Annotated in this window: 17 protein-coding genes, 1 tRNA gene, 1 pseudogene and 1 other annotated feature; of the genes and pseudogenes, 8 read left to right on the top strand and 11 right to left on the bottom strand. The window is 50.7% G+C overall.

Translation table 11 applies throughout. From position 1 onward, the window contains the following. Positions 1–280: 280 nt before the first annotated feature. Both PAEVO_RS28200 and PAEVO_RS28195 read right to left on the bottom strand, forming a co-directional pair. Positions 281–3,061 (bottom strand): DEAD/DEAH box helicase family protein, encoded by a 2,781-nt coding sequence (locus PAEVO_RS28200; protein ID WP_243390966.1) that lies wholly within the window; start codon positions 3,059–3,061, stop codon positions 281–283. A gap of 50 nt (positions 3,062–3,111) precedes the next feature. Further along, on the bottom strand, positions 3,112–3,567 hold the full coding sequence (locus PAEVO_RS28195) for an acetyltransferase (protein ID WP_100540791.1): 456 nt from the start codon (positions 3,565–3,567) through the stop codon (positions 3,112–3,114). Between the two features lie 133 nt (positions 3,568–3,700). Here PAEVO_RS28195 and PAEVO_RS28190 point away from each other — a divergent pair. From PAEVO_RS28190 to PAEVO_RS28180, 3 genes and pseudogenes are all read left to right on the top strand, one after another. After that, positions 3,701–4,128 (top strand): annotated as a pseudogene (locus PAEVO_RS28190) (EamA family transporter). 143 nt (positions 4,129–4,271) lie between these two features. Then, the gene (locus PAEVO_RS28185) at positions 4,272–5,036 is read left to right on the top strand and encodes a class I SAM-dependent methyltransferase (protein ID WP_100540790.1); all 765 of its coding nucleotides are present in this window, start codon (positions 4,272–4,274) and stop codon (positions 5,034–5,036) included. Between the two features lie 59 nt (positions 5,037–5,095). Then, positions 5,096–5,319: a binding site (T-box leader), on the top strand. 62 nt (positions 5,320–5,381) lie between these two features. After that, positions 5,382–7,244, top strand: a complete 1,863-nt coding sequence (locus PAEVO_RS28180) for an arginine--tRNA ligase (protein WP_100540864.1) — start codon at positions 5,382–5,384, stop codon at positions 7,242–7,244. 85 nt (positions 7,245–7,329) lie between these two features. Here PAEVO_RS28180 and PAEVO_RS28175 read toward each other — a convergent pair whose 3' ends face one another. Next, a complete protein-coding gene (locus PAEVO_RS28175) occupies positions 7,330–7,770 on the bottom strand; it encodes a hypothetical protein (RefSeq protein ID WP_100540789.1) in 441 nt (146 codons plus the stop codon). A gap of 355 nt (positions 7,771–8,125) precedes the next feature. Continuing rightward, positions 8,126–8,199 (bottom strand) — tRNA-Arg (locus PAEVO_RS28170). Positions 8,200–8,358: 159 nt separating this feature from the next. Between PAEVO_RS28170 and PAEVO_RS28165 the strand changes: the two genes are divergently transcribed. Next, a complete protein-coding gene (locus PAEVO_RS28165) occupies positions 8,359–8,655 on the top strand; it encodes a magnetosome magnetite crystal formation protein family (RefSeq protein WP_100540788.1) in 297 nt (98 codons plus the stop codon). 52 nt (positions 8,656–8,707) lie between these two features. Here PAEVO_RS28165 and PAEVO_RS28160 read toward each other — a convergent pair whose 3' ends face one another. Together PAEVO_RS28160 and sigZ are read right to left on the bottom strand one after the other, a co-directional pair. Beyond that, entirely contained in the window at positions 8,708–10,180 is a 1,473-nt protein-coding gene (locus tag PAEVO_RS28160; RefSeq protein ID WP_243390965.1) for a copper amine oxidase N-terminal domain-containing protein, read from the bottom strand. A gap of 329 nt (positions 10,181–10,509) precedes the next feature. Continuing rightward, complete coding sequence (gene sigZ, locus PAEVO_RS28155; RefSeq protein WP_100540863.1) at positions 10,510–11,073, bottom strand: RNA polymerase sigma factor SigZ; 564 nt, start codon at positions 11,071–11,073, stop codon at positions 10,510–10,512. A gap of 113 nt (positions 11,074–11,186) precedes the next feature. On the opposite strand from sigZ, the gene PAEVO_RS34755 reads away from it, so the two are divergent. After that, on the top strand, positions 11,187–11,789 hold the full coding sequence (locus PAEVO_RS34755; RefSeq protein ID WP_207797544.1) for an aldo/keto reductase: 603 nt from the start codon (positions 11,187–11,189) through the stop codon (positions 11,787–11,789). Continuing rightward, positions 11,711–12,211: an aldo/keto reductase gene (locus PAEVO_RS34750; protein WP_207797543.1), complete on the top strand. Its 501-nt coding sequence runs from the start codon at positions 11,711–11,713 to the stop codon at positions 12,209–12,211. The genes PAEVO_RS34755 and PAEVO_RS34750 overlap by 79 nt, the downstream gene beginning before the upstream one ends. A 105-nt stretch (positions 12,212–12,316) precedes the next feature. On the opposite strand, the gene PAEVO_RS28145 is transcribed toward PAEVO_RS34750, so the two are convergent. Together PAEVO_RS28145 and PAEVO_RS28140 are read right to left on the bottom strand one after the other, a co-directional pair. Next, entirely contained in the window at positions 12,317–12,682 is a 366-nt protein-coding gene (locus PAEVO_RS28145; protein ID WP_100540786.1) for a hypothetical protein, read from the bottom strand. A gap of 52 nt (positions 12,683–12,734) precedes the next feature. After that, positions 12,735–13,049, bottom strand: coding sequence for a hypothetical protein (locus PAEVO_RS28140; RefSeq protein ID WP_100540785.1), 315 nt, complete (start codon positions 13,047–13,049; stop codon positions 12,735–12,737). A 162-nt stretch (positions 13,050–13,211) separates the two neighbouring features. On the opposite strand from PAEVO_RS28140, the gene asnB reads away from it, so the two are divergent. Then, positions 13,212–15,056: an asparagine synthase (glutamine-hydrolyzing) gene (gene asnB, locus PAEVO_RS28135; protein ID WP_100540784.1), complete on the top strand. Its 1,845-nt coding sequence runs from the start codon at positions 13,212–13,214 to the stop codon at positions 15,054–15,056. A gap of 81 nt (positions 15,057–15,137) precedes the next feature. On the opposite strand, the gene PAEVO_RS28130 is transcribed toward asnB, so the two are convergent. The 3 genes from PAEVO_RS28130 to PAEVO_RS28120 form a co-directional block, all read right to left on the bottom strand. Continuing rightward, entirely contained in the window at positions 15,138–15,767 is a 630-nt protein-coding gene (locus PAEVO_RS28130; RefSeq protein WP_100540783.1) for an XTP/dITP diphosphatase, read from the bottom strand. 4 nt (positions 15,768–15,771) lie between these two features. Then, a complete protein-coding gene (gene rph, locus PAEVO_RS28125; RefSeq protein ID WP_100540782.1) occupies positions 15,772–16,530 on the bottom strand; it encodes a ribonuclease PH in 759 nt (252 codons plus the stop codon). Between the two features lie 112 nt (positions 16,531–16,642). Beyond that, the gene (locus tag PAEVO_RS28120; RefSeq protein WP_100540781.1) at positions 16,643–17,701 is read right to left on the bottom strand and encodes a GerMN domain-containing protein; all 1,059 of its coding nucleotides are present in this window, start codon (positions 17,699–17,701) and stop codon (positions 16,643–16,645) included. Between the two features lie 167 nt (positions 17,702–17,868). Here PAEVO_RS28120 and PAEVO_RS28115 point away from each other — a divergent pair, with 167 nt between their 5' ends. Further along, positions 17,869–18,432, top strand: a complete 564-nt coding sequence (locus tag PAEVO_RS28115) for a phosphatidylglycerophosphatase A family protein (RefSeq protein WP_100540780.1) — start codon at positions 17,869–17,871, stop codon at positions 18,430–18,432. Positions 18,433–18,602: the final 170 nt, after the last annotated feature.

Genomic DNA, 18,602 nt, shown 5'->3' with positions numbered 1-18,602 from the left:
CATATGACTCCATAGCAGTGCCCCAACATCCCACCACAAACTCTACCGGACCATAGGATCGTTATTTCAGAAAAAACGGTCCAATTTAGAATTTAACGGACACCAAAGCCGTTATTTAGCTAATTTACAGGCAAATCACCCTTTTTTTTCGTAAATAACGGCCTTCAGGTCCGCTACCATATCTGTAAGAGCGTTTTTTCCTCAATTAACGGCTCCTGAGTCCGTTAAGGCAACGCAGCCCTCACCACTTGCTCTACATCTTCTGCAAACAGTCGGTGTACTACCGCCAAGCACTAACTCGATCCGATTTCTTCACGAAAATAGAGGACAACGCCTTCGCTCGCGCGGTCAGAAGTATTTTCCTTCCTTCGGGGGTACGGGTGTATACCAGTTCGGCCGGACCGATATGCTTACGCCACAATTGGGCAAACTGCTCGGCATGCTCTTTTCGACGACCGATTTCCTCCGGCACGGCATGGTAATCCCGTTTGATCACAAACCAGCGGCGCGATTCACGGTATAGAAGGTAACGCGGGTTCTCGATCGGGTCCAGCACCTGCTGCAGCGAATTCAGAAAGAGTGTTTTCTCCTGCGTGGTTCCGTCTTTCAGCCAACACACAACGGTTCCCCCCTCTTCCTCCGCTTTCAACCGGTGAATGCTGGGCTCGGATTCGACCAGCTTCATATCGAACAGAGTCGTATAAACGACAAGAGCAACCTCCCGGATACTCCGCTCCAGCGACTGATGCCGTACCAGCATTTTGATGGCTTTATATATCCAAGGGCTTGATACGAGCAAAGCAACGGCAACTGGGATTAGCACGTTGAACCAGACCGGCGCGTCCGATTGAAGCAAACGCGGTGACGTCATCGCCTCGGTGAAGGTACCAAGCCCCAAACCAACGGCAAAAATGAGGACGGCTTTCACCGTATGAGCAAACACTACAGGCCTAGGGATACTCTCTCGATCCGCCGTCAGTTCTTCCGTCATGGAGCTGTGAAGGGCAATCGCCGAATCCCAACGCTTCTTCAGAAGATTCCGCTGCCTCGCTCGCTCCCATGTGTCGCGGTTATAGTCGTTAATGCTTCCTGCGGTTTGCCCTTTCCGAAGGTCAAGCCCCATGCGCTCCATGCCCGACTCTATGGTCTGGTGCGAGATCGATAAACCGACAAGAGAACGAAATCTTCGCCCAAGCGAGCTCAAATCTTCGCCGCCATCGATCTTGGCTGTATCTACGCATGCCAGATGCCAAATCGCTCCGGTCTTATCCGGGTTCCCGCGCTGGGCGCGAATCGCCCGTCCCCTCATCTGATTAGATAGCATGAACGAGCCTACATACGATGCCATGATCAAGGAATTGATTCCGGGAGCATCCCAACCCTCACCCAGAAGAGCCGCTGTACCGATCAGCACTTGGATTTCTCCCTCGGAAAACACTTCCGTTATGATTGCGACAATGGCCGAGCGATTCGTATCACGAACATCAATCGTTACATAGCGGCTGTCGTGTTCAAGGGGTCGCTCCGATAAACGATGCCCTCGCCGTTCGGCGCAAGCCGTGGCCAAAGGCATAGCCGCTACCGGCAGCACAACAAAGGAGCCTGTCAGAATGCCTATGGGCAGCTCGTGCTCGCGCTGTGAACCGCTTTTCTGAGCTAGCTGCCTTCGGATCAACTCAAAAATAGGGACAACGCCGAGCCGATTCAGCGGCTTCTCGTCATCTACATCCTTCGGCAGGTCCTCCTTGCGGATATAATCGGTCAAGATGACCATCCGCAAGCTATCTTCCAGAATGGAACGCTCGAATTCAAGAATACGGCTGATCCCATGCAATTTAGAGACACTTTGGACCAGCATTTTGTCAAAGGCAGGTGTAGAACGCATATATACCCTACGACGTTCAATCATGCCCAACCGACTGAGCCTCTTCTGCAAAGTCTTTAACTCCGGCAGCTCGCCATTTATATGTGTATCTTTATACAGGATGCCGCCAAGGAGCTCCTCCAGCCACTCCTCAGAAAAGTCGGGCGTTTCCTTCTCTTTCAAGCCGAGCAGCTTCACTGCGTCCTTCCAGATCGGCTGATTGGCAGCACGCAGATAAAACACCATGCTGGAGTAATATCCCGGCGAGGACAAAATTTCCTCCATGTACGTTTCGGATTGTGCAATCCAGGGATGATTGGCGATTTGGTCTGCCAGAAACTGATCCCGCACCAGCTCGTCTCTGACCTGCGCTGCCTGCAGCCGAAACTCCCTTAGTTTAGCTGCCTCCTCTTGAGTAGGCATCGTCAAGCTTATGTAATCCTGATGCGGGCAAAGCTCCCCATGGCGGACTAGCTCGGGGACGCTGATTTCTTCGTCGATGGGACCGCAAAGGTCGATATATCGCTGCCATTCCCTCGGATTGACGTCGTATGGCGGCGTCGCCGTAAGCGCGATTTTCGTTGGCTGATCCAACATTTCGCATAGCTGCATGGCACTTTGCCACCAAGACATCCGAAGATGATGCGCCTCGTCAAAAATGACGGTATGATATCCCCGTTCCTTCAACAGTTCCAGAGCTGCTTGTGCCTCGGTGCCGTCCGTGATATCATCCTCGCGGTCACTGTCACTCCCTACCCGCTCCGCCTCAGAGCCTTCCATGCCCGTATCTGAAAACTCGCGGTTCTCATCTCCGGCTTGAACCACATGCTCCATCTCCGCCGAGTTTTTCTTCCTCGCAGACGTCTGCTGGCCTGCCGCACTTAGCAGACTGTGAAGGGCTTGATAGGTCGTAATCGTTACCAAGGCCGGTCGTTTGAGCGAAGTAGAGATCCATTCGGGCTGGTCCTGCTCATCAAGGAACAGTTCCACGAGGCGGCTTGCCCATTGCTGCTTAATGGTGAGCGTGGGAGCTAATATAATGGTGGGCCGATTTATTCGCAGCATGACTTCCAGTCCCAGAACGGTTTTTCCCGAACCCGGGGGCGCCACCAGATGCAGATGGCGATTCTTCAGATGATGCTCAAGCCCGTCCAATATCCTCTTCTGATAGGAGCGCCAAGGATATCGAAACGACAAGTTACTCGGAAAAAACTTTGATTCCTCCAGTTTAGCTGCACCTCCCTTTTTCATCGGATTGGATAAGGCAGCTGCATGTGAATAAGCGGAAACGGCTTCCCGGAGCCGTCCAGCTCGGAGCGGCCGATTTGCACAAATCCGTATTTTTTATAAAAGGCATGGGCCTTGGGGTTCTGTTCATTCACATCGACTTGCAGCCTCCGCCCCTTCAGCTGTTCGGCGTGCCTTATCAGTGTCGTTCCCGTACCTTGACCGTGATGGCGGGGATCCACAAACAGCATTTCAATTTTGGAGCCATCCAGCCCCATAAATCCAATCGGTTCCTGTTCCGTATTCAAGCAGACCCAGATCTCCATGGATCTCAGCGCTCCGTTTTGCATCATATCATAGTAAAACCCGATATCTTCCTCCGTCAGGAAATCGTGCGTTTGGGATACGGCATGAAGCCATAATTCCACCAGTCGATCATGAAACTCTTCTGCGTAAGGCGCTATATAATGCGTCATTTTTCATCCAGTCCCTTCCAAATCGTTTATCCCTTGAGAATTCATGATATCGTAAAAATTGCTCTATACTATTATAAAGGAATCCGGTGCATTAATCAGAGACTTTATCTTTATCAGGAAGGAGAGATCCGCATTGCCATTATGGCTTGTATACGCATTGCTGTCTGCGGTCACGGCGGCACTTGTCGCCATTTTCGGAAAAATCGGCCTGCAAAACATCGATGCCAACTCGGCAACGGCCATTCGCTCTGTCATCATGGCATTGTTTCTGCTGGGGTCGTGGGGGTTCAGGGGAAGTTCTCGGAACTCGGTGACATTCTGGTTCAGAAGAAAGCATTAAGCTTCATTGTGCTCAGCGGCATCGCGGGGGCATTGTCCTGGCTGTTTTATTTTCTCGCGCTAAAATACGGCAAAGTATCGCAGGTAGGTCCGATCGATAAGTTGAGCGTTGTCATCGCGGTCATTCTTGCCTTTGTGTTTCTTGGAGAAAAGATATCCTGGATTAACGCAGCTGGCGTTGCACTCATTGCCGTTGGCGCTCTTCTGGTTGCCGTCAAATAAGGTTCTACATAAAACCGCTGCTCAGCGGCTTTTTGTCCGTTCATTTATTGATAAAACCTATCAACATTATCACATTTATATATTTCTAATTATAAGATAAACATGTCACAATGAGGATAATTCATAGGTGAAGGGGTGTTGTTATGTCAGAGCAAGTATGGAAAGCTTACGATTATGATCGGCAGTTATCGTTTGTCTCGGCTTATGGAAAAGGAGTCGTAGAGCTTCTTGCGCCTCAACCCGGAGAACGGATTCTCGACCTGGGCTGCGGGACCGGTGATTTGGCTTATGAAATATCCGTTTCGGGTGCATACGTAACCGGCATGGATTATTCGGCAGAAATGATTGAACGCGCAAAAAGCAAATACCCCGGGCTTTCGTTTCTGACCGGAGACGGAGAGAACTTCGAAACCGAAACGCCGTATGATGCCGTCTTCTCCAATGCTGCCCTGCACTGGATGAAGGATGCTGCAGGCGTGGTACGCTCCGTCCATGGAGCCCTCAAACCCGGCGGCCGATTCGTCGCGGAATTTGGAGGCAAGGGGAATATCGACGGAATCTATCAAGCCTTGAAAACGGTGTTCGCCGATCATTATGGAATCGATGCCGACACCAGGAATCCGTGGTATTTTCCTAGTCTTGGCCAGTATGCCAGCCTGCTTGAATCCCAAGGGTTCCGGGTGCATGTCGCCCATCACTTCGACCGTCCCACAAAGCTGCCTGAGGGCAAGGACGGTATGAAGCATTGGCTGCAACATTTTGGCGATCACTTCTTCGCTGGATTCTCGGCCGGCGAGAAGGACAAAGCAATTGCCCGCATCAGCCAAGCTGCCCAAACGACGCTCTGGCATGAGGATGCATTTTACGCAGATTACAGGCGCCTGCGAATCTTTGCAGAGAAGGTTTAGTCATTTGGGGGTTGCTTTTCTAAATAGAATGGTTATAATATGAAAAAAACTTGAAGATATTATTTTCGTTGATTGGGAGAGTAACTGCACTTGACTTTAGTCCAAGCGAGCCGGGAGGGTGGAAACCGGTACAAAGTCGGCCGTGAAGCGGACCCAGGAGATGGCCTTCCGAAGTGAAATGCTGTAGGGAGCCCCGGCTTACACCGTTATCGTATAAAGGTGGTTAAACCCTATCGGTTTAACAACAAGAGTGGTACCGCGAGCACAAGTCCTCGTCTCTTTAGGAGATGAGGGCTTTTTTTGATTTTTCCGACGTGTTTTTTTATTTTGAAAGGGGGATTTAACGTGTTAAGTCATTTGATTACTTCGAGCCTTCAACAAGCAGTAAACCAGGTGTGTGAAGCTTCGGGCGCCAAACTGCCGGATTCCACTCCAGTCCGGGTTGAGCAGCCTGCCAGCATGGAGCATGGGGATTACGCCACCAACATTGCGATGCAGCTAGCAAAGCTGCTTCGTAAGCCTCCGCTGCACATTGCCGAGCTGATTCAAGCCGAGCTTGAGCAGGATACGTCCTACAATCAGCTTGTCTATGCTACGGAGATTGTTGCCCCAGGTTTTATGAATCTGCGTATCGATTGGGAATATTGGGCTGGGCATCGCTTTGAATTGCCTCCGGCAACAAACGAGAAGATTGTCATTGAGCATACTTCCATCAATCCGAACAAATCCGCCCATATCGGCCATCTAAGAAACTCCTGTATCGGGGATACGTTGGTCAGGCTGATGAGGAAGCTTGGTTACGAGGTGGAGGTTCATAATTATATCGACGACCTTGGCAATCAACTGGCAGATACGGTGGTCGGGATGCTCCACACGCCGCTGTCCAAGGAACATGCCCGGTTCGGCGATTACTGCTGGGACGTCTATTCAAGCACCAATAAGGCCTATGAAAGAGAACCTGGGCTGGTTCAGCATCGGACCGAGGTTCTGCACGCACTGGAAGAGGGCAACCAGAATCTATCCTGGATCGGACTGCTCGTGGCTGAGCGAATCGTTAAAGAGCATCTTGAAGAAATGAAGCAGTTCGGCATTGACTATGATCTGCTTGTGTGGGAGAGCAGCATTGTCAGAGAGGGATTCTGGGCGTCGGCGTTCGAGCTGTTGAAGAACACGCCCCTCTTCCATCAGGAAACCGAGGGTAAACTTGCTGGCTGTTGGGTGCTCAAGCAAACAGGAGCGGAAGCCGGGGACGATCCCGAGTCAGACCACAGCATGGATAAAGTGCTGGTACGCTCGAATGGCATACTGACCTACACTGCCAAAGACATCGCCTATCATTTGTGGAAATACGGTGTGCTCTCCAACGATTTTGTATATAAAAAATTCACAGACGAGGTTTGGACGACGAGCACCCATGGCGAGCAGCTCACTTTTGGCAAAGCAGACATAGTCATCAACGTCATTGACTACAGACAGCAGTACCCGCAGGCAATGGTAAAGCAGGCGCTGGAAAGCCTAGGATTCCAAAAAGAGGCCGACAAGCTCCGTCATGTCAGCTACGGCGTCGTTTCGTTAAGCCCTTCTGCGGCTGCGGATCTCGGAATCGATACTTCCGATGGGAAAGCGTCCTATGCGATGTCCGGGCGTCAGGGAATCGGAATTAAAATCACCGAGCTTATCCACCAAGTAGCCAAGTTCATCGAAGACACCCGTTCCGATAAAAACGGTTTGTCCAGTCATACGATCGCAGCCGCCTCCATCCGTTACTATCTGCTTCGCTTTGCACTGCAAACCGAGGTGGTGTTCGATCTGAAACAGGCGACTGAAATATCAGGAAATACGGGGGTATACCTGCTCTACTCCTATGCGCGTGCACTCAGCGTGCTCAATAAAGCTCAAGAAGCCGGTGTTACGCCGTCGGTGCCTGCCCGGTTCCCTGCGATGGAAAAAGCGGAGCATGCGCTGCTTCGCCATATCAGCACCTGGCATGATACCCTATACGCCGCCGGACGGGAACTATCTCCAAGCGCCATCTGTAACTTTACTTATGAGCTGTGCTCCTTGTTTAACAATTTTTATTCGGCATGCCCGATTCTGAAATCGGCGGATGAAGTGCTCCAGTTCCGTGTATGGCTCACTTCCTTATTCAAGAACACGCTTGGCGAAGCGTTGGAGGTCCTGGGACTGCCTACACCGAGCCGGATGTAAATTCCCTCTGAAGAATTAGCGGATCATATTTTATAAAAAAAGCCACCATACTATTCCTGCGAATACGTACGGTGGCTATCTTATATTATTGCAACCCTCTGACGGCCAGTCTGACCTGGACGCCATCTGCTGCCGGCTCTTCCTGCAGGGTCCAATTGACAGCCAACGCTTCTTTCAAGCGAGCGACCTGCTCCTCTTGGAGCTTCAGCCCCTCAATAATGCCTTCACCTACACTAAAATCGGATTCCGAGCTGATGCGGAAGGCTTCCTCCAGCCAGATCTTCAACCCGTTGCGGGTATTAAACGTAATTTTGTATCCCGCGCTGACGGCCTTCTCCAAATCTTCCCCATGCTCGTTTGCATAAGAAAACAGTTCCTCGTAGTGAAAATGACCATTGTTCGCAACTTGGAATCTGTCTACCTCACCCGAGCGCACAGCCTCCAGCAGTTCGGAGGAAGTCAGCCCCGATTTTCTGGCATGCTCCAATAAAATGGCGGTATTCTGTGATATTTTAGTAAGCTGCAAGCTCGATGCCTCCTCAATATAGTTCGTAAAATACTTTTTCCTTCTATTATAAGACGAAAACGCTAGGATGTCAGAAACTTCTCCAACATAAGCTATATCAGGACGCTCCCGTCCCTGTCGGGGTACGGCCTTTTAGGCCGACTGCGATGTAATCCTTACGAAGTTTAGCGCAGGCGTACCCTAATTGGGATTCTCATCCTCACGGGACGTTTTGTCCCAGTCGGGGGACGGCCTTCCAGGCCGACTGCGAAGTATTCCTCCCGAAGCCTATGCTCCGACGAACCCCAAAGTTGGGGTTCATTACCCTTCTGGAATACGCAAAGAAGCTGCCAGGATTGGCAGCTTCTTTCTTTTACGTCCCAGAAGGGATTCGAACCCCTGACCGACGGCTTAGAAGGCCGTTGCTCTATCCAGCTGAGCTACTGGGACATATATGTATGAAAATCTTTTAAACAGTAACGAAGTATATTATATCGCATCTTTTGTATTTTTCAAAGAACTTTTTTTCGGAATGGTTCAAAACAGAATCAGGAGCGGGCTTACTGGGTAATATGTATATCATGAAAATGACTTCAGGAGCGTGATATCATGAGACAGCTTTTATCCTCATTATCGTATTTCAGCATCTTCTTTGCACCCTTCATCCTTCCTGTCATCGTATGGATTTTTTCCCCGGACGCCTATGTTGCCAAGCACGCCCGTCGCGCCCTGTTCTCCCACATATTCCCCGTCATAGCAGCGATACCTCTGATTTACATGGCCGTAACCTCAGGGTCCTTCGGTTCCGTCATCGGATACCTTATCCTGTTCGGCATTATCTACTTCGGGGCATTTGTTTATAACGTGATCATGGGTATTCAAGTGCTGAGGGAGTATGCTTATTGAGCATTTTTCATTTTAAAAGGACCATGCGCTTAACCGCATGGTCCTTGTTGTGTTATTTCGTTGTAATCAGTACCATTTTTTCATTGCCGTCCCACTTCACTTCACAGCCGAGCGCGGATGCCACAAAACGAAGCGGTACCATCGTGGTGCCTTTCACCATCCGTGGCGCCGAATCCAGTGCGACATTTTTCCCGTTAACAACCGCTTGCTTGGAGCCCATCTTCAGCTTGATCTGGGTAGATCCTTTGCTGGAAGAAACGCTTTGCGTCTTTTGATCCCATTTGACCGAGGCATCGAGGGATTCGAAGATCGGGCGCATAGGGACAAGAACGCTTCCCCCTACCATGACCGGTGACTGTGCATAGGATTGGAGTTGGCCGTTGATTTTGATGCGGATCGGCGCCTCTCCGATTTCTTTGCCGGACTGGTCATAATATTTAAGCTTCACACTTTTGACACGCGTATCATAATCAATGCGCAGAGTCGTCGTTTCATTGGCTGTCATGAACATGGAATCCGTATCCGTCCCCAAGGAGCGCCCCTTCGCATCATACGCCGTTGATTTCACGGTCATTCGTTGGGACACATCCCCGTTCTCCACACCGATCGTAACGACAAGTTTATTGTTGATGGTCGTTCTGCCCTCGGCTATGATTTTCGGAGTCTGGCTGTTTCCTGTCAGGAACACCTTGAGATCGCTGATGGCTTTGCCTACTTCCAGCTCAGCCTGAAAATTCGCGATTTCGTTAGATGAAAGGTATCCCGAGGTCGTATTGACTTCCAAAACCTTGCCGCTGCCGTTGCTGCCGACAACAATCACGCCGGCTTGTCCGCCTTTATTCCGGTTCTGAATCGAGCCGGTAACGACAAGCTTTCCGTTCTCCAGGCGGCTGCCTGTTTGAAGCAGCTTCACGGCATCTTCAACCGGATCGATAACGGATACCTTTACGCTTTTGATCAGTTTCGCTGCTTTCAGCTGTACGACGAAGGTGCCGACATCACTGCCGCCAAAATAGCTGTCCGCTGATGTCACTTCAACCGCCTTACCGGAAGCATCATAACCTATCGCGAGCATGCCTACATTGTGCCCGACCGTTGAATTCTGCACGACGCCCGATACGTTGATCACGTTGGTATTCGTATAGTAACCTGAAGCCAGCAGCTGTGCTTGATCGCCTGCGGGTCCTGCAGGAACGACTTCCACCTGCTTAACACGGCTGCCGCTGTCCAGATCCACTTCATATGTACCGATTTCGTCACTCATCATATATTCGGAATCACCGACAACCTCAAGCGCTTTGCCGCTTTCATCATAACCCACGACATAGAATCCTGCTTCCGCACCGGTTCCTCCGTTGCGAATATCCGCAGTTACGCGCATCTTGCCGTTCACCAGCTCATGCGTGGACTCCAGAACCGTGACGCTCTGTACGGGTTCCGCGCTTACCGGCATTTGGACGGAGCCCAATGTAAGCGACAACGCCAGGACACCCGCTCCCCACAGCTTGACCATATGTTTATTCAATCTACCCAATTTCAATCTCCCCTTGTCTAGTATGTTAGAAGTTGACGCTAATCCAACATTATAGGGATGATTCTCCAGTAATCATATAGAGGGAAAGCCCTATTTGTATCTCTTTCATAATCAAGAGTTCCGGGTGGTCCATACTCCCTACCGAAGCTAAATCGGAATCGACAAGACTCCTATCTTTTTTCGACATATTTTGCAGAACTACGTAAACACACTATTGTTTATATAGGATTATTATCATTTATTAGATCACAATAATAGGTCCGCTGCTGGCAGATTAGCATTTAGATCCAAAAGAAAAAGCTTGGTGAAAACACCAAGCTTTACTTTTTCATACCTTTTTTTATCGGCTGCGGTTCGTCATACACGATCCGAAAATCCACGATATTCCCGTATGCGTCCGATTCAATATGGCAGCAGCCTGTAAGCAGCTCTTTCATCATCTCTCTCCCACGCTGCACTCTTGATTTGGCACCGGAGTAGGATATCCCCAAATGTTCACTCAATTCCTTTTGCGACATGCCTTTATATTCGGTCAATTCAAGAGCTTCTCGATATTTATCCGGCAGGCACGGCAGCACGGACTGAAAGCAGGCAATCACTTCTTGATCATAATCCATCTCTGTATATTCATCGACAACAGATAACTGTTCCGGCAGTTCTTCTCCAGGCCGAATTTTCCTGTAATGATCCACGATGCTGTTGCGGGCAATCTGAAATATCCAGGGACCCCGTTTCTCCTCATCCTTTAAATCAGAGACATGGGTGTGGACCTTCATAAACACATTCTGCACAATATCATCCACATCAGCCCGCTCCCGAATCCTAGTCATGACAAACCGTTTGACAGGCTCATGGTACTCCGTCCAAATGGCTGCTGCATCCATCAGAAAGCTCACCTCCGGCATATTCAAAAAAATAATTCGCGTGATTTTTGCGTCCATTCCAACAGACCGACGTCTCCCTTAGTGTAAAACAAATGATAGGAGGCTGGAAAGAGATGAAATACAATTTACTTGGTAATACAGGTGTGCTGGTATCAGAGATTGGACTCGGCACGATGACGTTTGGCGGAGGGGCCAAATGGGGAATGTTCGGCACACTGGACGAGAAGGAAGCAGGATATCTCGTAGATCTGGCGCTGGATGCAGGTGTCAATTTTTTTGATACCGCCAATGCTTACGCTGAAGGCCGCGCTGAAGAGATTCTCGGCAAAACACTAAAATCCAAACGGCATCAAGCATTGATTGCAACGAAAGTTCGTGCGCGAACAGGTCCGGGCCCCAATGATATCGGACTTTCACGGCTGCATATCATTCGTCAGGTAGAAGAAAGCCTTAAGCGCCTAAATACCGATTATATTGACTTATATCAAATTCATAATCCGGATCAATTAACCGATTGGGAGGAAACACTCCGTGCGCTGGATGACCTGGTCCGCAGCGGAAAAATCCGGTACATCGGCAATTCCAACATGACCGGTTGGGAAATCATGAAAACCCGCGGCATCTCTAACTTAACGGTTTGCATCATTTCAAAAGCAGCCAATCGTATTATTCACTCGCCGCAAGGGAGATCGAAAGGGAGATTATCCCTGCCTTAAGGGATCAGCAAATGGGGCTAATCGTCTGGAGCCCGTTAGCGGGCGGGTTTTTGACCGGTAAATATACGCGTGAGCATCAAGGAAGCTCCGAGGACCGCCACACTAAATTGGCTTTTCCACCGATTGATACGGAGCAGGTATACCCGATTCTCGATGTGCTTCAAGATATTGCGCGAGCCCATGAGGCCACTGTCGCCCAAATTTCACTTGCGTGGCTCCTTCATCAACAAGCGGTCACCACCGTTATCGTAGGAGCTAAGCGTACAGACCAGCTGCAAGATAGTTTGGGAGCGAGCGGGTTAATGCTGGATGAAGCCGAGCTTTCTCGACTGGATGAAGTAAGCCGTTTGCCGGTGGAATATCCTGCATGGCCTTTTATGGAACTAGACGAGGATATCATTCGAAAGCACAGACATAACTGAAGTTCTTTTATATATGAAAGGATGGTATGGCGGCATTAACCAGAGCTTACAAAATAGAGATCTGCCGACGGGAATCGGACAGATCTCTTCGCTCTTTGTATATCTCTAAAAATATTGGGGGCCTTCGCTGAGCCGCTGGTTCAGCTGCTCATATAGCTGGCCTGTAGAAAGCAGCTGCTGCTTGAATGCATCCCGTTCTTCCTCCGCGGTGGATTGAACAGTGTTCTCGAACGCTTCGTCCGTGGCATCAACAAAGGCATCATGCATGCTGTTGTCGAACCAATCCACCTCCATGCTGGCGTTGCTGCGCACGATTTTCACCAGCTCATAGCCTCCCAGCGGGGAAGATGGCGTCAGATAAGCCAGCAATGCACTTTCTCCTTCCGCTGCTGGATAGACCTCAACCTCAGCGCAAGGGGCGCCATTTACTTCCGTAATCCGGCGGATTTTTGCATCTCTGATTGCATACATCATACATTCTCCTTCATCAAGATGTGCAGGGACTGCACGATCCTTATTGTTTTCATGTCAAATCGGAGAGCAATCGGAGCTCTTCCATTTGCTGGCGAGTGGCTGGTGTTCCTAATTCGTAGATGGTCCGGTACACCTTGTCCAGGGAGGATTGAAACAGGGCATTGGAGTTTTGTTGCGGTGTATCCGGCCAAGGAAACAAGTACCCTGTCATTTCTTCGTCCTTCTCCTGCATCATGTCCAGCTCAATCCGAACTTGATCCGCCTCTTCGGGCGTTGCTTCGATCTCCCATTCATAAGCGCTCGCTCCCTGTTCGGTCAACACAGAGCGGCTCTGCACGGAAACATAGTAGGTCGACTTATTCATGGACGCATCTCTCCTTCGCTTTGATATTCGTCCTCTTTCTTAGTTTTCGTAAAAGGACAGACATTTTATGCCTTCCTTCGGCATATATCTGTATCACTTTGGCGACGTAGGATTAAAAAGATGGGACAGCGTATGACAAAGACAAAGAGAGGATGAACCGTCATGTGCGGAATAACCGGTTTTATACAATGGAGCGGCGATTTGACGCAGGATTCGCAGCTGCTGGTAAAAATGACAGAAAGTTTGGCTCACCGCGGACCTGACGGATCCGGCACCTGGATTTCCAACCCGTGCGCATTCGGTCACCGAAGACTCAGCGTGATCGACCCCGAAAATGGCGCTCAGCCGATGATCATTCATCAGGAAGAGGAAGTCTATGCCATTGTATATAACGGGGAATTATATAATGCTGCGGAGCTTAAAGACGAATTGGTACGACGCGGTCATCGTTTCAATACCAAATGCGACACGGAAGTTTTGTTAGTCTCCTATATCGAATGGGGCCCCGATTGTCTGGAACGCCTCAATGGAATATTTGCATTCGCGATTTGGGACAGCGTGCGGGAACAGGTATTTTTGGCTCGGGACCGGGTGGGGGTAAAACCCCTGTTCTACAGCTACATTGACGGAACGCTTGTATTCGGATCGGAACCGAAAGCATTGCTTCAGCATCCGAAAGTGGAGCCTGTGGTTGGGGCCGAGGGACTTGCGGAAGTGTTTATTATCGGCCCTGCGCGAACTCCGGGACACGGTGTCTACAAGGATATCGCAGAGCTTCGTCCAGGTATGGCCATGATCTTTAACCGGGAAGGATTGCGCAAGTATACCTACTGGAAGCTGGAAAGCAAGCCCCATGAGGATGATGCGGATCAGACGGCAAGCTTCTTGGGCGATCTTCTGCGCGACACCGTTGAACGTCAGCTGGTATCCGATGTACCCGTCTGCTCCCTGTTATCCGGCGGGCTTGATTCCAGCGCGCTTTCCTCGCTTGCCGTCGATTACTACAAGCGGACGGGCCAAGGACAAGTGCACACCTACTCCGTCGATTATGTGGACAACAACAAACATTTTAAATCCCATTCCTTCCAGCCGGGTGCGGATGCGCCATGGATCAAACGGATGCACGAGGAGCTGGGCACGAACCACCATTGGATCGAATTCGACACGCCCGAACTGGTCGAAGCGCTGGATGTCTCTACGCAGAAGCGGGACCTCCCGGGAATGGCTGACGTTGATGCTTCCTTGCTCCTCTTCTGCCGTGAAATTAAAAAAGGCGCGACCGTCGCCATATCCGGTGAAGCCGCTGATGAAATATTCGGCGGGTACCCTTGGTTCCACCGGGAAGAAATGCTGAATTCCGGTACTTTCCCATGGTCTGTCGCCCCGGATATGAGAGCCGGACTGCTGTCTGCCGAGATTCGGGACTGGATCAAGCCGCTGGAATACCTCGGAGACCGCTATGCCGATGCAGTAGCCGAAGTGCCGAAGCTGGACGGGGAGACCGGGCAGCAGGCCAAAATGCGGGTCATGTCCTATCTCAATATCACCCGCTTCATGCCAACGCTCCTCGACCGCAAGGACCGGATGAGCATGGGCGTTGGACTGGAGGTCCGCGTACCTTATACCGATCATCGCCTGATCGACTATGTGTGGAATATTCCTTGGAGCATCAAAACGACAGGCGACCGTGAAAAAGGCATTCTCCGCAAAGCTCTTGAAGGTGTGCTTCCGGAAGATGTCCTGTACCGCAAAAAAAGCCCGTATCCAAAAACTCACAATCCGAACTATCTGGCAGCCGTCAAAGCGCAGGTGCTGTCCATTCTGGACGATCCTTCTTCGCCGCTGCTTCCGCTCATCGATACGGCACGGATCCGGGAGCTGGCTTCTTCGCCGGATGCTTCCTCCAATCTCCCTTGGTTCGGTCAATTGATGTCCGGTCCGCAGCTGTTTGCCTACCTGGCCCAGGTTCATTTCTGGCTCAAAGAGTATAACGTATCCATACGTTAAGTCCTTATGGTTTACGAAAAATCAAAGAAACCATACCAGCAGTAGGCCGGTATGGTTTCTTTTTATAGCATCCCTATTCGGTTATCGCGCCTGCAAGTCCGCTACAAGCTTGCGCAGGGCATTTCCCCGATGGCTGATCTCCTGCTTCTCCTCCATGGAAAGCTCGGCCATCGTCTTCTCATGGCTTGGCAGGTAGAACAGCGGGTCATAGCCAAAACCGCCCTTTCCGGACGGATCCGACGTAATCCAGCCTTCAACGCTCCCCTCGGCCTCAAGCTTTTCTCCGGAGACCGGATCATACAGCACCAGCACACAGACAAATCGGGCCGGACTTAACAAAGGCTGCTCCGTATCCTCACCGAGCCTTAATTGTTCCAGTTCACCGAGCAGCTTCTCGTTATTGTCCTCGTCCGCTCCGTGCTCGCCGGCATATCGTGCGGAATAAACGCCGGGCGCGCCATTCAGCGCATCCACGCATAATCCGGAATCATCAGCCAGGACAGGCAATCCCAGTGCGTCGCCAACCGCCTTGGCTTTTTTAAATGCATTGGCTGCAAACGTTGCTCCATCCTCAACGACATCCGGCAGATCAGGGTAATCGTACATGCTCTTGACCTCCGTACCGAAAGCAGCAAAGGCATGCGCAAATTCCTTGACTTTCCCTTGATTGCGGGTAGCTACAATTAGCGTGTCTCCAAGTGTCAATGTCATGGGACTATACTCCAGTACCCGCATTCACGGAACCGATTTTAGCTGCGATTGGGCCAAGTGCTTCCTGCTGACGCTCGATGAGCTCGCGGATTCCCTGTTCACCAAGCTCCAGGATCTGATCCAGCTCTTCGCGAGAAAACGGGCTCTCTTCGCCAGTTCCCTGGACCTCAACGAAGTTGCCGCTTCCGGTCATGACCAGATTCATGTCCACCTTCGCTTTGGAATCCTCTTCATAGTTCAGATCCAGCAGCGCCTGTCCGCCTGCAATGCCCACGCTAATGGAGGCCAGGTAGTCCGTAATCGGAAATACCGCCAGTTTATGTTGTTCTGCAATTTTATTTACCGCTATGGCTAAAGCTACAAATGCTCCTGTAATGGAGGTGGTCCGCGTTCCGCCATCCGCCTGGATTACATCGCAGTCCAGCGTAATTGTCCGCTCGCCAAGAGCATGCAGATTCACAACAGACCTAAGCGCTCTGCCGATCAGCCGCTGAATTTCCATCGTCCGGCCACTGAGTTTACCGCGATTGGCTTCCCGTTGGTTGCGGGATTGTGTTGCGCGCGGCAGCATGGAGTACTCAGCCGTCACCCAGCCCTTTCCTTGTCCTTTCAGAAACGGGGGAACCTTCTCATCCACGGTCGCCGTAATCAGCACCTTGGTGTCTCCCATCTCGATGTACACGGAGCCTTCCGCATATTTATTCACATGGGTCGATAAATTCATCGGTCGAAGCTCATCGCTCTTACGTCCGTTAGATCTCATGTTTTCTGCCTCCTACTTCTTATCGCAATCCTGATTAGCATTCCCTATTCTACCAAAGTGCAGGCACAAAAGCACCTTTTCCGGCGCATATTTCAAAGATAGTCGTGAAGCATCAAATCGAAATTTCGTTAATGAACTCCGGACGGCTAACAGCCTCGCTATAATTGCGGCTATCCGTTCCAACCACCTCAGAGAGATCGTTCATCCGAATTTTGACCTTCGCATCGTCCGAATTCTCGGCTACGGTTAACACGACGGCCTGCAGCAGTTCGGTTGGAACCTGCTCTCCCTGCTCAAACATGCTGTCCTGAAGCGATACGGTGACAGCGCCGTCCTCTCCTTTTTCGACCGATGCAACGGTGGTATCATCCGGGATGACCTCGACAAGCCCATCCCCGTACTGCGGTCCCCGGATCAGCTCGTTCAAGGCAGCCTTAACCGCATCCTGTCCGGTTGGAACAAGTCTCGTAACAGGTACATAATACTGAATGCCCTCAGGCGTCACTGCAGAGAAATAGACGGTGACCGGCGAAGAGGAAGTGTACAATGCGTCATCCGCCTTTTGAAGGTTGATCCCCATCGCACGTGAAAGCGGACGGTCCAACGGCGTGTGATTGACCGGCATTTCGGTCAGTTTGACTCCGTCCACCCATACCTGCATCGACTCAATGCCTTCGTGTCCCGTCAGCGTCCACGTCAACGCCTCCAAGATTCTTCGTTCATCTGCCGCTTGATACTCCGTAAAGGATTTATTGAATTCAACGACGGCCAATTTGCTCTCCGGATCGACCGTCACATTATGGATCTGCGTACCGGCAGGCAATACCGCCTGGAATCCCTGTGGAACATAGCCCGCATAGCGTCCTCCGTTCACCAGCACTTCAAGAGATTCTTTCACGGCGCTTGCGCCTTCTACCTTCGGAATACCTAAGGTTACAGGTGCCAGCATTCCCCGCGCATCCGAAAGATAAACCGTTGTCTGCGTGCCAATGTCTCCTTGTGCCGCTGTGGATCCGGCTGTGTTCAGCATCTGCTTCTCCACTTGCGCAGGCGGCGGGTCAATCGCCTCCGATTGCTTCCCGGAAAACACGCCGCAGCCGGACAACACGATCGGAACAGCAAGCAGCCCGGCGGCGGAAAGCCTGCGAAGATTACGTTTACTACGTTTCATGTATTGTTCCTCCCTAACATTTTTTTGTACAGGTTGTACTCCTATGTATACGAGCCCTTTCCAAAAAAATAACTCTCAGTTTTGCCCTTTCTGGACAAAGGGGGGGTGAAAAAAGTACAATCGTCGTAAGCATCTTCATCAACCACGAAAATGAGGTGAGTTCCATCATGGCAGAAAACGATTTAAACATTCCATACAGTCTGAACAGCAAAAAGGTAGCGGAAGCGACACGGAACCTGCTGCATCAGCGTGGAATCAAGCTGGAGGAAATCGCAGAACTGGTGATGATCCTTCAAAATAAATACTACCCGAACTTGACCATGGAAGAGTGCATGGAGAACGTAGATGCCGTACTCAGCAAACGCGAAGTCCAAAACGCGGTGTTAACCGGAATTCAATTAGATATTTTGGCGGAGGAAGGCAATCTCATATCCCCGCTTCAAGAAATGCTGGCCAATGACGAAGGGTTATACGGCGTGGATGAAGTCCTGGCATTTTCCATCGTTAACGTCTATGGAAGCATCGGCTTCACCAACTACGGGTATATCGATAAGCTCAAGCCCGGCATTCTTGAGCAGTTGAATGATAAATCAAGCGGTCGTGTACATACCTTCCTCGACGATATCGTCGGCGCGGTTGCCGCGGCCGCCAGCAGCCGTATCGCCCATCGCAAGCAAGCGGAGCGGGAGATCGAGCTGTTCGGCACAACCGAAGAGCTTCCAAAAGAATAAACCACTCCAAAAAAGGAGATTCGCGCAGAATGCGAATCTCCTTTTTGCCTGCCTATCAGAAGGAAGGAACTCACCGAAACCTATTCCAAGCCGAACTGGGTGATTTCAAAGAATCATAGACGATTGCAGTTAGAAAGCGTCCATCTTTACGGGCCGGAATGATGAGTTTC

Source organism: Paenibacillus sp. GM2FR (assembly GCF_002803325.1).
GTDB lineage: Bacteria > Bacillota > Bacilli > Paenibacillales > Paenibacillaceae > Paenibacillus_AQ > Paenibacillus_AQ lautus.
Note: the sequence above shows the minus strand (reverse complement) of the source record. Positions and strands in the feature narration are given on the sequence as shown.

Bases quoted from the DNA above. Each gene is read 5' to 3' on its own strand.
- PAEVO_RS28120 (WP_100540781.1), bottom strand. From the start codon at position 17,701: ATGAAACGTAGTAAACGTAATCTTCGCAGGCTTTCCGCCGCCGGGCTG.
- PAEVO_RS28140 (WP_100540785.1), bottom strand. From the start codon at position 13,049: ATGAATAAGTCGACCTACTATGTTTCCGTGCAGAGCCGCTCTGTGTTG.
- asnB (WP_100540784.1), top strand. From the start codon at position 13,212: ATGTGCGGAATAACCGGTTTTATACAATGGAGCGGCGATTTGACGCAG.
- sigZ (WP_100540863.1), bottom strand. From the start codon at position 11,073: ATGGATGCAGCAGCCATTTGGACGGAGTACCATGAGCCTGTCAAACGG.
- PAEVO_RS28130 (WP_100540783.1), bottom strand. From the start codon at position 15,767: ATGACATTGACACTTGGAGACACGCTAATTGTAGCTACCCGCAATCAA.
- PAEVO_RS28145 (WP_100540786.1), bottom strand. From the start codon at position 12,682: ATGTATGCAATCAGAGATGCAAAAATCCGCCGGATTACGGAAGTAAAT.
- PAEVO_RS28195 (WP_100540791.1), bottom strand. From the start codon at position 3,567: ATGACGCATTATATAGCGCCTTACGCAGAAGAGTTTCATGATCGACTG.
- PAEVO_RS28165 (WP_100540788.1), top strand. From the start codon at position 8,359: ATGAGACAGCTTTTATCCTCATTATCGTATTTCAGCATCTTCTTTGCA.
- PAEVO_RS28115 (WP_100540780.1), top strand. From the start codon at position 17,869: ATGGCAGAAAACGATTTAAACATTCCATACAGTCTGAACAGCAAAAAG.
- rph (WP_100540782.1), bottom strand. From the start codon at position 16,530: ATGAGATCTAACGGACGTAAGAGCGATGAGCTTCGACCGATGAATTTA.
- PAEVO_RS34755 (WP_207797544.1), top strand. From the start codon at position 11,187: ATGAAATACAATTTACTTGGTAATACAGGTGTGCTGGTATCAGAGATT.
- PAEVO_RS28185 (WP_100540790.1), top strand. From the start codon at position 4,272: ATGTCAGAGCAAGTATGGAAAGCTTACGATTATGATCGGCAGTTATCG.